Source organism: Gemmatirosa kalamazoonensis, from assembly GCF_000522985.1.
In the GTDB taxonomy this organism is placed as follows: Bacteria; Gemmatimonadota; Gemmatimonadetes; order Gemmatimonadales; family Gemmatimonadaceae; genus Gemmatirosa; species Gemmatirosa kalamazoonensis.
In genome coordinates, this window is record NZ_CP007128.1 from 4,355,616 (window position 1) to 4,369,918 (window position 14,303).

Annotated in this window: 10 protein-coding genes and 1 pseudogene; 7 read left to right on the top strand and 4 right to left on the bottom strand. The window is 69.4% G+C overall.

Going from position 1 to position 14,303, the window contains the following annotated elements:
* Nucleotides 1-137 precede the first annotated feature (137 nt).
* A pseudogene (locus J421_RS19025) lies at nt 138-575 on the top strand (NADP-dependent malic enzyme); the annotation flags it as partial.
* Here J421_RS19025 and J421_RS34015 read toward each other — a convergent pair.
* Nucleotides 523-2,397 (bottom strand): recombinase family protein, encoded by a 1,875-nt coding sequence (locus tag J421_RS34015; RefSeq protein ID WP_104022809.1) that lies wholly within the window; start codon nt 2,395-2,397, stop codon nt 523-525. The pseudogene J421_RS19025 and the gene J421_RS34015 overlap by 53 nt on opposite strands.
* A 134-nt stretch (nt 2,398-2,531) precedes the next feature.
* Here J421_RS34015 and J421_RS19035 point away from each other — a divergent pair, with 134 nt between their 5' ends.
* The 5 genes from J421_RS19035 to J421_RS19055 all read left to right on the top strand — a co-directional run bounded on the left by J421_RS19035 (nt 2,532) and on the right by J421_RS19055 (nt 10,010).
* Nucleotides 2,532-3,149 carry a hypothetical protein gene (locus J421_RS19035; protein WP_025412757.1) on the top strand — a complete coding sequence of 206 codons (618 nt, stop codon included), beginning with the start codon at nt 2,532-2,534 and terminating at the stop codon, nt 3,147-3,149.
* Nucleotides 3,150-3,159: 10 nt separating this feature from the next.
* Entirely contained in the window at nt 3,160-3,951 is a 792-nt protein-coding gene (locus J421_RS19040; protein WP_025412758.1) for a Swt1 family HEPN domain-containing protein, read from the top strand.
* Nucleotides 3,952-4,106: 155 nt separating this feature from the next.
* On the top strand, nt 4,107-6,422 hold the full coding sequence (locus tag J421_RS34500; RefSeq protein WP_025412759.1) for an NADP-dependent malic enzyme: 2,316 nt from the start codon (nt 4,107-4,109) through the stop codon (nt 6,420-6,422).
* A 15-nt stretch (nt 6,423-6,437) separates the two neighbouring features.
* Nucleotides 6,438-8,066 carry a phosphoenolpyruvate carboxykinase (ATP) gene (gene pckA, locus J421_RS19050; RefSeq protein WP_025412760.1) on the top strand — a complete coding sequence of 543 codons (1,629 nt, stop codon included), beginning with the start codon at nt 6,438-6,440 and terminating at the stop codon, nt 8,064-8,066.
* Nucleotides 8,067-8,105: 39 nt separating this feature from the next.
* Nucleotides 8,106-10,010, top strand: coding sequence for a sensor histidine kinase (locus J421_RS19055; protein ID WP_104022811.1), 1,905 nt, complete (start codon nt 8,106-8,108; stop codon nt 10,008-10,010).
* A gap of 18 nt (nt 10,011-10,028) precedes the next feature.
* Here J421_RS19055 and J421_RS19060 read toward each other — a convergent pair whose 3' ends face one another.
* Nucleotides 10,029-11,870 (bottom strand): HDOD domain-containing protein, encoded by a 1,842-nt coding sequence (locus tag J421_RS19060; protein WP_025412762.1) that lies wholly within the window; start codon nt 11,868-11,870, stop codon nt 10,029-10,031.
* 86 nt (nt 11,871-11,956) lie between these two features.
* Here J421_RS19060 and J421_RS19065 point away from each other — a divergent pair, with 86 nt between their 5' ends.
* Nucleotides 11,957-13,228 carry an HD domain-containing protein gene (locus J421_RS19065; RefSeq protein ID WP_025412763.1) on the top strand — a complete coding sequence of 424 codons (1,272 nt, stop codon included), beginning with the start codon at nt 11,957-11,959 and terminating at the stop codon, nt 13,226-13,228.
* Here the strand turns inward: J421_RS19065 and J421_RS19070 are convergent.
* Nucleotides 13,225-13,449, bottom strand: a complete 225-nt coding sequence (locus tag J421_RS19070; RefSeq protein ID WP_025412764.1) for a hypothetical protein — start codon at nt 13,447-13,449, stop codon at nt 13,225-13,227. The genes J421_RS19065 and J421_RS19070 overlap by 4 nt on opposite strands.
* Entirely contained in the window at nt 13,442-14,185 is a 744-nt protein-coding gene (locus tag J421_RS19075; RefSeq protein ID WP_158508839.1) for a Stp1/IreP family PP2C-type Ser/Thr phosphatase, read from the bottom strand. Before J421_RS19075 ends, J421_RS19070 begins: the two co-directional genes overlap by 8 nt.
* Nucleotides 14,186-14,303 lie beyond the last annotated feature (118 nt).

Here is a 14,303-nt window from a genome sequence, read left to right on the forward strand (position 1 = left end):
CGGCGCTGGTACGGCGGCGCTGGACCTTCGGCGCTGGAACGGCGGCGCTGGTACCGCGCGGTATCAGCGCCGCCCCACGAGCGCCGTCCGACCAGCGCCGATTCATCAGCGCCGAAGCCGTCGTTAGTTTCTCGTCCATGAAGAAGGACGCCCTCGAGTACCACGAACGCGGCCGGCCCGGCAAGATCGCCGTCGTCCCGACGAAGCCGCTCACGAACCAGCGCGACCTCGCCCTCGCCTACTCCCCCGGCGTGGCCGAGCCCTGCCTCGAGATCGAGCGCAATCCCGAGGACGCGTACCGCTACACGGCGAAGGGAAACCTGGTCGCCGTGGTCTCCAACGGCACCGCCGTGCTCGGCCTCGGCAACATCGGGGCGCTGGCCGGCAAGCCGGTCATGGAGGGGAAGGCGAACCTGTTCAAGCAGTTCGCCGACCTCGACGTGTTCGACCTCGAGGTCGGGAGCGAGAGCCCGGACGACGTGGTCCGGTTCTGCCAGCTCCTCGAGCCGACGGTCGGCGGCATCAACCTCGAGGACATCCGCGCGCCGGATTGCTTCTACATCGAGGAGACGCTATAGCATCTCCACACATAAAGGGGCCGCAAGCCAAGTGCTTGCGGCCCTTTTGCTTTCGGTACCAGGCCGGAATCTCACTCTCGGGCCGGCGACGCTGATGCAATTCGTTGGGGCTCACCGCGAGACATACGAACGCGCGCTTCGCAGACGCCCACCGCTTCCCCGGCTGGTGGTCGATCTCGATCAGCACGTCCTCCACCCATAGGTCAAATAGCGCCTGCCGGTCGTTGGTGCTGACTTCGTCCCACTCGGCGGCGATGCGCGCTGACTCGTCAATCGTGCGCCCCACTGCGTCTGTTGCACCTTCGACCGTGGTCTGCCGAGTGATGGCCGCCTGCAACTCGAACCGCAGCCGCTCCAGCTTCGCGCGAACGCCGCCGGCGTCCGCGATCAGGTCTTTCCGGAGGTCGGCATCCCGCGTAGCACGAAGTGCCTCGCGGAGGTTGTCGTACTCGGCGGCGAGGCGCGCTTCCTCGGACTGAAGCGCCATTACTGCCGAACGCTCCGCCGATGCAGAGGCGACTCGCGTACGGTGCGCACTCAGCACCGCGACTCTCGCCTCGGCGCTGCATCGAAATGCGACGATCGCGTCACGGATCAACCGCTCCAATTGTTCCGCATCGACGGTAAAGCTGCGGCAGCCGCCAGCTTCCGCGCGGTGTAGCGCGGCCCCGCGCAAGTACGGTTCCTTGGCTTGGTAGTGGACGTAGTACCGCCGCCCGCCCAACGTCGTGCCCTTGTATCCGGAGCCGCACTTCGCACAGCGCAGCAGCTGGAGCACGAACCGGCTCCCGTTTCGGCGACCGACGCGGCTCGACTCAGGACGTTGGCGCCGCGCCAGTTCGGCGTTCACCTGTAGAAACAGATCCACATCCACGACTGGTGCCCATCGCGCCTGCGTCGCTATCAACTCGCCGCTCAGACGGTAGCGCAACTCGCCGATTAACGCACGGTTGGTGTACATCTTCTGGACGGTGGTGTACGTCCAGTGGGTGCCCTCCCCTTTCCGCTTCGGATAGCTGTTCGGCACGTTTTCCGAGAAGTAGCGCACGACGTCCATTACCGTGCGACCCGCGAGGAGCATTTCCGCGCCGTGGTTCCAGTGCTCGACCTTGGCCGGATCGGCTTCGAGCACCGTCCGCTCGGTCGCCTTCACGCCGTCGGCGAGCGGCCGCCCAGTGATGGCCTCAACGCGACGCGCAGGGAACGGCGGCGGCCCGCCGAGCCAGTACCCGCTCTGACCCCAGTGCGCCTTCCCGCGCTTGACGCTTGCGGACAGCTTCACGAGGTAGTCGGACGCCTGCGCGAAGGCGAGAGTGTCCATCACAGCGTCCATAACCGCGTTGCCGGTCGGCGGTCGATTGATGAACACGATCTGCCAGCCTAACCGCGCGAACCTGATCTGCATCTCCTGTGAGGCGTGGAGATCCACTTGGCCATTCTTGAGCGCGCGGGAGAATCGCGACTCGTCATAAATGAAAAGCCGCCCGGGCGCATCGGGCGGCTGCGGGTACTTCTCGGCGACCTCACGAAGGAAGCCGATTATGCCGGGTCGAGTATCGAAGCTGCTGCCCGTCCCGCTGTCCTGCCACCAGGCGCGCACGGAAGTGCCAGGGAAGTACTCCGGGATGTCGTGGAGCGCGAGGATCGCAGCACGCTGCTGCTCGTGCGATGCGACCTGCTTGCTGTCCTCAACGCTCGACTTACGCGTGTACAACGCGACAGGGAGTGGTGGTAGCATGGCCGTTTGGAATGTAGGGAAGACTCGCGGGCGCCTGGTCGGTGACCGGACGCCCGCCTCTGAATTGCGACAAAGCCACATAAGTGACTGTTCTACGGCAACTTGCACAGCGCGCAGGTCGTTGCAACATCAGCGGACTGGACCGCTACGTAACAGCCCAGCATCTTTCAACAGTCTGCCAAGCTCACGCGACCGCTTCCCCTTCCATCTCCACGATGAGCACACCTGTCCGCATCCAGATCGATCTTCGAAACGGGTCGGTGAACGTTGAGGCGCCCGTCGAGGCAATCGACACGATTTTCGATCGGTTGGACAGCTTCCTTCCACGCCTCGTTGCCGCGCATGATGACTCCGAGGAGGAGGATGCGGACGACCTGGGCGCACCGGAATCAGAGAGCGACACGCCGCCTGTGCAGGCCGGAACAGGTACCGCTTCTAGCGCCAGCAACCTTGCGAGCAAGGGCGGAACGACAAGAAAGCGGGGCGCGGCAAAGCCCGAGACATTCAAGTCTGTCAACCTCGGGCTCGACGACGCGCAACGGAAGGCGTTCAAGGAGTTCTTCTCCGCCAAGCAGCCGAAGGGACAGAGTCAAGAGGTACTGGTCGTCGCAGCATGGCTCACCCAGCAAGCGAACCTGACGAGCCTCTCCAAAGACCAAGTCTTCACGGCTCTGCGGACGGTCGGGGCGCGCGTTCCGACGCGGCTGAGTTCCGTCATGTCGAACTTGGTGCTCAAGGGCGTGATGGTACGTGACGACAAGAACTTCGTGTTGCACCACACCGGTGAGGACTTCGTAACGCACGAACTGCCGAAGCCGGCGGAGACGAAGTAGCTAGCGGCCGATGGATCTCCTCGAACGGTTTTGCCAAGACCTCGGTCTCCAGTCCCTGAGCAAGACAGATCAGGCGATCGCGCTCCTGTGGTTCCACGCGCGATCGACGGGAAGTACCGACGGAAGTCTCGCAGACATCGACGCTCTATTCGGCGCGGCGGGGCTCCCGCGTCCAAACACATCGCGCTTGCGAGAGGCGTTTCGAAAGAGCCGCGACGTATACAAGGGCTCCGCTGAAGGCCAATATCGCGTCAGCCGCACAAGAGCAGCGGCGCTGGACGAGCAGTTGGGCCACCTGTTTCGGACGACGCCCGATCAGAAAGTGACGGACCGAGCCGGAGTCCGGCAGGCACCGTTACTTCTCGAAGCCGACGTCGACGCCGCTCAGCAAATGGCGGAGCTATACATCATCCTCCACTGTTACGAAAACTCGGCACGCCGGCTGATTGAGACTGTGCTTAGCACGTCGTTAGGCGCTACGTGGTGGGAGAAAGCCGCGAATACGGGAATGAAGGCGAAGTACCAGGACCGCAGGCAGAAGGAACAGCGGCAAAAGTGGATCACGCCGCGCGGGGGTTCCCCGCTGTACTACATCGACTGGGGCGATCTGGTCGCTCTCATTCGTAAGCATGAGAACGAGTTCTTGCCGTTCATCAGTGACATCAAGTTTGTGGAACTGAGGCTTGAGGAGTTAGAGCGGCTCCGCAACATCGTTGCTCACCACGGCGTGCTGCCCGCCGAGGACGATTTCCAAAGGGTCATTCTCTCGTTCCGCGATTGGTGTCGACAGGTCAACCCGTAGCGCGGGTGGGCCGGTCGAGCTGTACGCCGTGCCCTCCCGGCGCTCGACACGAGCACCGGCTACGAAGGACTCGGCGGACTCATGCGTGCGCCTGCGGCGCAGGACCACACGAGGCTTGGTCGCATGTCCATGCTCCGCATTAGGTTTCGGCCTCTATGAGCAGACGCAAAGAAGCACTCGACTACCACGAGCGCGGTCGCCCAGGCAAGATCGCCGTCGTCCCGACCAAGCCGCTCACGAACCAGCGCGACCTCGCCCTCGCCTACTCCCCCGGCGTGGCCGACCCGTGCCTCGAGATCGAGAAGAACCCCGAGGACGCCTACCGATACACGGCTAAGGGCAACCTGGTCGCCGTGGTCAGCAACGGCACGGCAGTGCTCGGCCTCGGCAACATCGGAGCGCTCGCCGGGAAGCCGGTGATGGAAGGCAAAGCGAACCTCTTCAAGCAGTTCGCCGACCTTGACGTCTTCGATTTGGAGGTGGGCTCCGAGGACCCACAGGACGTAATCCGTTTCTGCCAGCTTTTGGAGCCCACCGTCGGCGGAATAAATCTGGAGGATATTCGCGCACCAGACTGCTTTTTGGTGGAGGAGACGCTGCGGAAGACGATGAAGATCCCCGTCTTCCACGACGACCAGCACGGCACCGCGATCATCTCCGGTGCGGCGCTGCTGAACGCGCTCGACCTCGTCGGGAAGAAGCTTGACGAGATCAAGGTCGTGTTCTCGGGCGCCGGCGCGGCCGCGATCGCGACCGCCGAGCACTACGTGCGCCTCGGCGTGCGGCGCGAGAACATCCTCATGTGCGACCGCGAGGGGCTGGTGTACGAGGGCCGCGGCCACATGGACCCGTACAAGGCGCGCTTCACCGCCCCGGACACCGGGGCCCGCACGCTGGCCGACGTCATCGGCGGCACCGACGTGTTCGTCGGGCTCTCGGTCGCCGGCGCCATGACGCAGGACATGGTGCGGCGCATGGCCGACAGCCCGATCATCTTCGCGCTCGCCAACCCGGTGCCGGAGATCTTGCCGGACGAGGTGAAGGCGGTCCGCGACGACGCGATCGTCGCCACCGGGCGCAGCGACTACCCGAACCAGGTCAACAACGTCCTCGGCTTCCCGTTCATCTTCCGCGGCGCGCTCGACGCCCGCGCGACGACGGTGAACGAGGAGATGAAGATGGCCGCCACGCGCGCGCTCGCGCTGCTCGCCCGCGAGAACGTGCCGGAGTCGGTGAGCCGCCTGTACGGACTGAAGCGCGTGAAGTTCGGGCCCGAGTACCTCATCCCCTTCCCGTTCGATCCGCGCGTGCTGCTGTGGGTGGCGCCCGCCGTCGCGTGGGCAGCGGTGGCGAGCGGCGTCGCGCGGCAGTTCATCGACGTCGAGAGCTACCGCGAGACGCTCGAGGCGCGGCTCGGCCGCGCGCGCGGCGTCATGCGCGGCATCATCAACCGCGCCGTCGCCGACCCCAAGCGGCTCGTGTTCGCCGAGGGCGAGGAGCCGAAGATCGTGCGCGCCGCGCGCATCTGCGCCGACGAGGGGATCGCGCACCCGATCCTGTTGGGCAACGCGGAAGCGATCGAGCGCGTCGCCGACGAGTGGCAGATCCCGCTCGACGAGATCGAGATCGTCGACATCGTGACGTCGTCGAGCCGCGAGAAGTACGCGCGCTATCTCTGGGAGCGCCGGCAGCGCAAGGGCCTGTCGTTAGGCGAGGCGCACCAGCGGCTCAACATCGCGAACTACTTCGCGAGCTGCATGGTGGCGTGCGGCGACGCCGACGCGATGCTCTCCGGCGTGAACGCGACGTACCCGGAGACGATCCGCCCCGCGCTCGAGGCGATCGGCGCGCACGCGAAGGCGGGGATCCTGAGCGGCATGTACATGCTGGTGTTCGAGAAGCGCGTCGTGTTCTGCGGCGACACGACCGTGAACATCGACCCGACCGCCGAGCAGCTCGCGCAGATCGCCTACGCCGCGAGTCGCATCGTGCGCACGTTCGGCATGGAGCCGCGCGTGGCGATGCTGTCGTTCTCGAACTTCGGCTCGGTGCGGCACCCCGGCGCGGAGAAGGTCGCGCAGGCCGTGCGGCTCATCCGGCAGCGCGATCCGTCGCTCGTCGTCGACGGCGAGATGCAGGCGGACACCGCGTTCGACGAGCAGATCCTGCGCGACCGGTATCCGTTCTCGACGCTCAAGGAAGAGGCCAACGTGTTGATCTTCCCCAACTTGAGCGCCGGCAACATCGCTTACAAGTTACTGAACCACCTCGGCGGGGCGACGGCGATCGGGCCGATCCTCGTGGGTATGGGGCGCCCGGTCCACGTGCTCGAGCAGGGCGCCGACGTGCAGGAGATCGTCAACATGGCCGCCGTCGCCGTCATGGACGCGCAGTCCCGTGGTCGCAGCACCGCCGAGAGCGGGTTCGGTCCGGGAGTGCCGCGCGTGCCGCGCGAGGCCGGCATCCTCTAACTCGCACTCTCCGTCATGGCCACGCTCACCCAGCCACACCGCGACGCGTCCGACGACGCCGTCAACGCGTCGAGGTCGCTCGCCGCGCTCGGCATCACGCCCGCCGGCGCGGTGCACTGGAACCTCGTCGCGCCGCAGCTCGTGCAGGCCGCCGTGCGGCGCGGCGAGGGCGAGCTCGCGGACATGGGCCCGTTCGTGGGCGTGACGTCGCCCCACACCGGCCGCTCGCCGAATGACAAATTCGTGGTGCGCGAGCCGTCGAGCGAGGCGGACGTAGATTGGGGCAAGGTGAACCAGCCGCTCGACGAGGCGCACTTCGACGCGCTGCTCGCCGACGTGCAACGCTACCTGAGCGATCTGCCCGAGCTATTCGTGCAGGACCTGTACTGTGGCGCCGACCCCGCGCACCAGCTCAAGGTGCGCTACGTGCTGCCCAACGCGTGGCACGCGCAGTTCGTGCGGAACATGTTCATCCGCCCGGACGACGCGCAGTTGCACGGGTTCGAGGCGAACTTCACGGTGCTGCACGCGCCGGAGTTCCACGCCGACCCCGCGAAGCACGGCACGCGCACCGGCACGTTCATCGTCGTGCACATCGGCAAGCGCATGATCCTCATCGGCGGCACGCGCTACGCCGGTGAGCTGAAGAAGTCGATGTTCACGATCATGAACTACCTCATGCCGAAGCAGGGCGTGCTCTCGATGCATTGCTCGGCCAACGTCGGCGAGTCGGGCGACACGGCGCTCTTCTTCGGTCTCTCCGGCACCGGCAAGACGACGCTCTCCGCCGACCCGCATCGCGCGCTCATCGGCGACGACGAGCACGGATGGGCCGAGCACGGCGTCTTCAACTACGAGGGCGGCTGCTACGCGAAGGTGATCCACCTCTCCCCCGAGGGAGAGCCCGACATCTACGCCACGACGCAGATGTTCGGCACGGTGCTCGAGAACGTGGTGCTCGACGAGAAGAAGCGCGTGAGGTTCGACGACCAGTCGATCACCGAGAACACGCGCGCGAGCTACCCGATCCACTACATCCGCAACCACGTCCCGAGCGGGCGCGCCGGGCACCCGAAGCACGTCGTGTTCCTCACGGCGGACGCGTTCGGCGTGCTGCCGCCGATCGCGAAGCTCACGCCCGAGCAGGCGATGTACTACTTCCTCTCGGGCTACACGGCGAAGGTCGCCGGCACGGAGCGCGGCGTGACGGAGCCGCAGGCGACGTTCAGCGCCTGCTTCGGCGCCGTGTTCCTCGTCTGGCATCCCACGAAGTACGCCGAGATGCTCGGCGAGAAGCTGCGCGAGCACGGCTCGCAGGTGTGGCTCGTGAACACCGGCTGGAGCGGCGGCGCGTACGGCGTGGGCAAGCGGATGAAGCTCGCGTACACGCGCGCCATGGTACGCGCGGCGATCGCGGGCCAGCTCGATGGTGCGCCGACCGAGACCGATCCGGTGTTCGGGCTCGCCGTGCCGACGGCCGTACCGGGCGTGCCGGCCGAGGTGCTGCGCGCGCGCGACACGTGGGCCGACGCCGCGGCGTACGACGCGCAGGCGCGCAAGCTCGCCGAGATGTTCGCGAAGAACATCGCGAAGTTCGGCGACGCCGTGCCGCAGAGCATCCGCGACGCCGGCCCGCGAGGTTGACCACTCGGGACCCCGGTCCCGATCCCCAGCACGACGCCGATGACCGACGCAGGTCGCGGACTCTCCATCGAAAGACGGCTGCCGTTGCTCATGACGGCAGTGCTGGCCGCGGTCCTCGCGACGTCGCTGGTGCTCACGTACCGGACGCTCGCGAGCACCGCGCGCGCCACCACCGCCGCCCGGCTGCAGCAGGTGGCGCGTCTGCTGACGAGCATGTCGGAGCAGACGCAGCGACAGCGTGCGGCAACGCTGTCGCGCGCCGCGCGCGACTCGACGCTCGTGGGCGTGCTCCGTCGCGCGGCGGCCGGCGCGTCGCTCTCGGCAGCCGCCATCGACTCCGCGCGCGCGGTGCTCACGCGCCTCGAGCTCCCGAACGACTCGGGGCTTCCCGCGACGCTGGTCACGGCGGACGGCCGCCCGGTCGCGAAGCTCGGCCTCGCCGTCGAGCCGCCGCCCGTTCCGGAGCTCACGCCGGCCAGCCTGCCTAACGCGCGCGGCGACTCGGTGCACACCGGCCCGCCGTTCCAGGCCGGAGGCCGCGTCTATTACCACGTCGTCGTGCCGGTGCACGATGGCCCCCAGCGGCTCGGCTACATCGTGCTCCTCCGCCGGCTCTCGAACAATCCGAGCGTCGTTCGGCAGCTGCACGATCTCATCGGCGAGGACGCGGCGCTCTACATCCACCAGCGCGAGAATCCGCTGTGGACGACCGTCGCCGGGCTGCCGACCACGTCGCCGACGCCGCTCGGCGACGGGCTCGTCATGCGTGCCGGCGAAGGGCGGAGCCTCTCGGCGACGGCCGAGTTGCGCGGGACGCCGTGGCTGTTCACGCTCGAGGAGCCGCTCACCGCGGTGCTCGCGCGCCCGCGCGGCGTCGTCGGGAGCATCGCCGCGCTCAGCGTGTTGCTCATGATCGCCGGTGCCGCGGCGTCGTGGGCCATCGGCCGGCGCATGGCACGACCGATCACGCAGCTCACCGCCGCCGCCGAGTCCATCGCGCGCGGCGACTATCGCTCGCGCGTGGCCGAGGGACGCGCCGACGAGATCGGGCGGCTCGCACGCGCGTTCAACGCGATGACGGCCGAGGTGGACGCGTCGCAGCGCGAGCTCGCGCGGCAGTACTCGGACGCGCGCACGGTCGCCCGGGAGCTGGAGCGCTCGATGCGCGCCGTCGAGGCCGCGCGCGACGAGGCCGAGCGCGCGAACCGCGCGAAGAGCGACTTCCTCGCCGTCATGAGCCACGAGCTGCGGACACCGCTGAACGCGATCAGCGGATACGCGGAGCTGATGCAGCTCGGCATCTACGGCCCGGTCACCGACGAGCAGACGCAGGCGCTCACCCGCATCGCGCGCAGCCAGCAGCACCTCCTCGGTCTCATCAACGACGTGCTGAACTTCGCGAAGCTGAACGCGTCGAAGGTACAGTACGACATTCGCGACGTGCCGGTTCGCGAGGCGGTGAGCAGCGTGGAGACGATGATCGCGCCGCAGATCGCCGCGAAGTCGATGCGCTACGCCTGCTCGCCCGGCGACTCCGACGTCGCGGTGCGCGCCGACCGCGACAAGCTGCAGCAGATCCTGCTCAACCTGCTGTCGAACGCGGTGAAGTTCACGCCGTCCGGCGGCAGCGTCACGGTGGAGTGCGTGGCCGACGGCGACACCGTGCACGTCTCGGTGCGCGACACGGGCGTCGGCATCGCGCGCGATCGGCTCGCGCACGTCTTCGAGCCGTTCGTGCAGGTGGACCGCGCGCTCAATCGCCCGCACGAGGGGGTCGGCCTCGGCCTCGCGATCAGCCACGACCTCGCGCTCGGCATGGGTGGCACGCTGCTCGCCGAGAGCACGATCGGCGAGGGGTCCGTGTTCACGCTCGTCCTGCCGCGCGCCGGCACGAGCATGGCGGCGAGCGCGGAGGGCGGAGTGCTCAGCGCGGAGCGCCGCTGACCCGCGGCGCGCTCGACGTCAGACCGCCGCCAGCCGCGCCACCGCGCCGGCGAGGAACTCCTCGCGCCAGTGCGACAGCTCCGCGACGGTGACGTCGCCGGCGGCCGCCACGTTCTCGAGCGTCTCGCCGCGCAGCACGCGCAGCACCAGCTCGGCGCGCGCCGCCGCCGGCACGGCCGCATGCGCGGGAGGAGCGCCTAACGCTTCGGGAGGCGGCGCGGCCGGCGCGCTCGGCGCGCTCGGCGCGCTGGGCGCGCTCGCCGCATTCGCCGACGCGGGCGCCGTGCGCGCCCGCCGGAGCGCCAGCGCGTGCGATGCGCTCTCGACGATGCGCCGCAGGTAGGCGAGCGTCGGGCCGTCGAGCGCCGACGCCGCGCTCCGGCGGTCGACGTAGATCGCGCCGATCGTCGTGCCGTCGACGGTGACGGGGAACATCCCCGCGCTCGCCGCGCCCCACGCGCGCAGCAGCTGCGCCTCCTGCAGCGACACGCGGTTGCCGAGCGACAGCAGCGATTCCTCGCCGCGCAGCAGCACCTGCGCGAGGGCCGTCGTGCCGCCGACCAGCGGCAGCGCGAGCTGCTCGACGAGCCGCTCCACGGCGTCGCCGAGCCCGAAGCGCGCGCGCAGCTCGCCGCGCCGCACGTCCACGGAGCAGAAGCACGCGCGGTCGAACGGGCCGCCGCGCAGCGCCGCCTCGAGCGCGACGAGCAGCGCGCGCTGGATCTCGTACGCGCCCACGTCCGCCACCGCCGACGCGACGTCGGCGACGAGCCGATCGCGCAGCGCGGCGAGCGCCGGCCCGCTCACCGGCGGCTGGTGCGGATGCGCATCGTCGCAGCTCACCGCCGCGTGCGGCGCCACCGGCGTGACGGTCTCCGCCGGCGCGTCGCCGCTCGCGACCACCTCGGTCAAGGCGCGCGCGATCTGCCGCCCGAGCTTCAGGTCGTCGAGCGCCACGCGCGCGCTCGCGAACACGTCCTTCGTCTCCGCCACCGCCGCGTCGGCGATCGCCGCGAGCGTCTCGCGCTTGAGGTCCAGCCGTTTGCCGAACACGTGCAGCACGCGCCCCACGCCGTCGCGCGACGACGTCTCGTCCTCGCGGTGGATCGCGGTCGCGAGGTCGTGCCCGAATGCCGTCGCGAGCTCCAGCGGATCCTCCCCGGCGGCACCGGTGGCGCGCATGCCGCGCCGCACGACGTCGGGCATCCCCCAGTGCCGCGAGATCGCGACGCCGATGTCCTCGAACGTGCACCCGAGGTGCGCGAGGGCGGCTTGCGTGCGCGCGCGCGCCATGCCGCCGGGCGCCACGACGCCGTCCGCGCCGGTGCGCATCTCGGGCGTGCGGCGCAGCACCTCGGCGTAGTCCGTCGGCAGGTACGCGGCGACGAGCACCTCGCCGAGGTTGCGGAACATGCCGCAGAGCTGCGCCGTCTCCGGGTCCGCTCCTCCGCTGCGCGCCGCCGCCTCGCGGGCCTGCGCGCCGGTGAGCAGCGAGAGCAGCATGAGCTCCTTCATCCCCGGCGAGCGCCGGCGGTAGTGCTCGAACAGCAGCAGCGCGCTCGCGAGGTCCCGCACGGTGCGCGCGCCCAGCAGCATGAGCGCGTGCGTCGCGCTCTGCACCGTCCGCCCCGAGCGGTTGTAGTGCACCGTGTTCGCCGTGCGGATGACCTTCACGGTGAGCGCGTAGTCGCGCAGCACCAGGTTCGCCAGCCGCTGCGCCGACGCGTCGTCGTCGCGCAGCGACGACATGAGGTCGGTCATCACCTTCGAGAACGCCGGAAAGTCCTCCGCGGCGAGGATGCGGCGGACGTAGACGTCCTCGGGGGCGGACGGTGCAGCGGGGGCTGGGGCGGGGCTCATCCCTGTCGAGTATCGGCCGCACCGGCCGATCTCGTGAATCCGGGCCCGCTTCCACCGGGCCGGCCGGTCGCCTAACCTGCCCCGCCATGGAGATCATCCGCGACCCGCTGTGGAACAACGTCCGCGTCGACCCCGTCGCCCTGCGGCTCGTCGACACGCCGGTATTCCAGCGGTTGCGGTACGTCCGGCAGCTCGGCCTCGCGTTCCTCGTGTATCCCGGAGCGACCCACTCGCGCTTCGAGCACGCGCTCGGCGCCTATCACCTCGCCGGGACCACGCTCGCCATGCTGGCCGAGCGCGGCGAGCTGCGGCGGCTGCCGGAGGACGAGCCGGCGATCGTGCGCGCCGCGGCGCTCCTGCATGACGTCGGACACTACCCGTTCTCGCACGCGCTCGAGGAGATCGGCGTGCCGCATCACGAGCGCGTCGGGCGGCCGCTGGTGACCGACGGGGAGGTCGGCGATCTGCTGCGCGCGCTGATCGGGCCCGACGCGCCGGAGCGGGTCTACGCACTCATGATCGGCGCCGGCGAGAGCCCGCTGCAGGGGCTCATCTCCGGCTCGCTCGACCTCGACAAGATCGAGTACCTGAAGCGCGACGCGCTGATGTGCGGCGTGCCGTACGGCGAGATCGACGTCGACCGGCTGCTGAACGCGCTCGTCGTGGCCGACGACCCCGCGACGGGCCGTCCCGCCGTCGCGCTGCGCGAGAAGGGGCTCTCGGCGCTGGAGTCGCTGCTGTTCGCGAAGTACCAGATGTACCGCAACGTGTACTGGCACCACGCCGTGCGCGCGGCGACGTCGATGTACAAGCGGCTGGTGGACGAGGCGCTGCGCGCCGGCGCGATCGACCCCGACGCGCTCGTCGGCTACACCGACGAGGGGCTGTTGCACGCGCTCGACGAGCGCGCCCCGTCGCCGCTGCTCGACGCGCTGCGCGCGCGGCGGCTGCACAAGCGCGCGCTGGAGTGTCCGGCCGCGGAGTTCGACGAGTCGTTCGGCGACTGGATGGTGCACGACCGCGACCTCACCGTCGCCGTGGAGGACGCGCTCGCGCGGGAGCTCGGCCTCGCGCCCGGCGAGCTGCTGCTCGACTATCCGGCGAAGACGCAGATGCTCGGCCTCGACCTGCCCGTGCTGCGGCGCGGCGGCACCGTGCACCGCCTAACGGCGGCGGGCTGGGAGGGCGCCATCAATCTGCCGACGCTGTCGGAGCAGCTCTATCGGTCGGCGCGATGGCTGCGCGTGTTCGTGGCGCGACCGGTGGCGGTGCCGCGCGACGCACTCGTGCAGACGCTGCAGCGACCCGCCGAGGAGCTGCGCGCGCGGGTGGACGCCGGCGGGCCGCTGCTCGCCTAACGCTCGTCGATCCCCTCGCCGGCGCGCTTGTCGCGGCCGTACGACTCGGCGAGCTTGCGCGCGAGTCCGCGATACCAGGCGGCGTCCTCGCGGCGGCCCTGCTCCTCGAGCGCGATGGCCGCGATCTCGATCGCGTAGAGGATGTTGCCGACGTACAGCCGCGCGACGTCGGGGAACGACGCGTCGGCGGCCGACGCGTCGGAGGCCGACGCGTCAGTCACGCCCGGGCGCGTTCACCGCGTGCACCTGCACGAGCACCGCGGTGATGTTGTCGAGTCCTCCGCGGCCGTTCGCCTCGGCGATGAGCGCGTCGACCACGCGTCGCGGCTGCGCGTTCGACGACAGGAGCTGCTGCAGCCGGCGGTCGTCCACCATGCCGGTGAGACCGTCGCTCGCGACGAGGAACACGTCGCCCGACTGCACCGGGCCCGCGAAGACGTCGGGCTCCACCGCCTCGTTCGCGCCGACGCACCGCGTGATGACGTTCGAGTACGGGTGGTAGCGCGCCTGCTCCGGGGTGAGGAACCCCGCGTCGACCTGCTCCTGCACGTACGAATGGTCCTTCGTGAGCTGGCGGAGCACGCCGTCGCGCAGCAGGTAGATGCGCGAGTCGCCGACCTGGCCGATGACGTAGCCGCTGTCGGAGAGGACGAGCACGGACGCCGTGGTGCCCATGCCCTGCTTGTCGGCCTCGAGGACCGTGCGGCGGTAGATCGCGTCGTTCGCGCGACGCAGCGCCTCGGCCACGCGCCCCTGCGAGTCGGGCGCGTCGAGGGTCTCCAGCGCCGTGAGCTCGTCGGCGATGATCGCGACGGCCATCTCGCTGGCCACCTCGCCGGCCGCGTGCCCGCCCATTCCGTCGGCGACGATGAAGAGCCCGCGGCTCTCCGAGGCGTCGGCGTAGAGGCTGTCTTCGTTCCCCTGCCGGATGCGACCGACATCCGTCCGGGCGGCCACGGAGAGCTGCACTAGCGAAGGGGCGCGATGGAGGCGACTTGGGGCACGAGAGATCGGTCTCTTGGGGCCGCGCGACGATGTCCCGGCCGGGCGCCCGGGTGGAACGAAACTACCCGGG

What these genes read in the sequence shown, in the direction of transcription:
- J421_RS19055 (WP_104022811.1), top strand. Translation starts at nt 8,106, where the DNA reads ATGACCGACGCAGGTCGCGGACTCTCCATCGAAAGACGGCTGCCGTTG.
- J421_RS19065 (WP_025412763.1), top strand. Translation starts at nt 11,957, where the DNA reads ATGGAGATCATCCGCGACCCGCTGTGGAACAACGTCCGCGTCGACCCC.
- J421_RS34015 (WP_104022809.1), bottom strand. Translation starts at nt 2,397, where the DNA reads ATGTGGCTTTGTCGCAATTCAGAGGCGGGCGTCCGGTCACCGACCAGG.
- J421_RS19040 (WP_025412758.1), top strand. Translation starts at nt 3,160, where the DNA reads ATGGATCTCCTCGAACGGTTTTGCCAAGACCTCGGTCTCCAGTCCCTG.
- J421_RS34500 (WP_025412759.1), top strand. Translation starts at nt 4,107, where the DNA reads ATGAGCAGACGCAAAGAAGCACTCGACTACCACGAGCGCGGTCGCCCA.
- J421_RS19035 (WP_025412757.1), top strand. Translation starts at nt 2,532, where the DNA reads ATGAGCACACCTGTCCGCATCCAGATCGATCTTCGAAACGGGTCGGTG.
- J421_RS19060 (WP_025412762.1), bottom strand. Translation starts at nt 11,870, where the DNA reads ATGAGCCCCGCCCCAGCCCCCGCTGCACCGTCCGCCCCCGAGGACGTC.
- pckA (WP_025412760.1), top strand. Translation starts at nt 6,438, where the DNA reads ATGGCCACGCTCACCCAGCCACACCGCGACGCGTCCGACGACGCCGTC.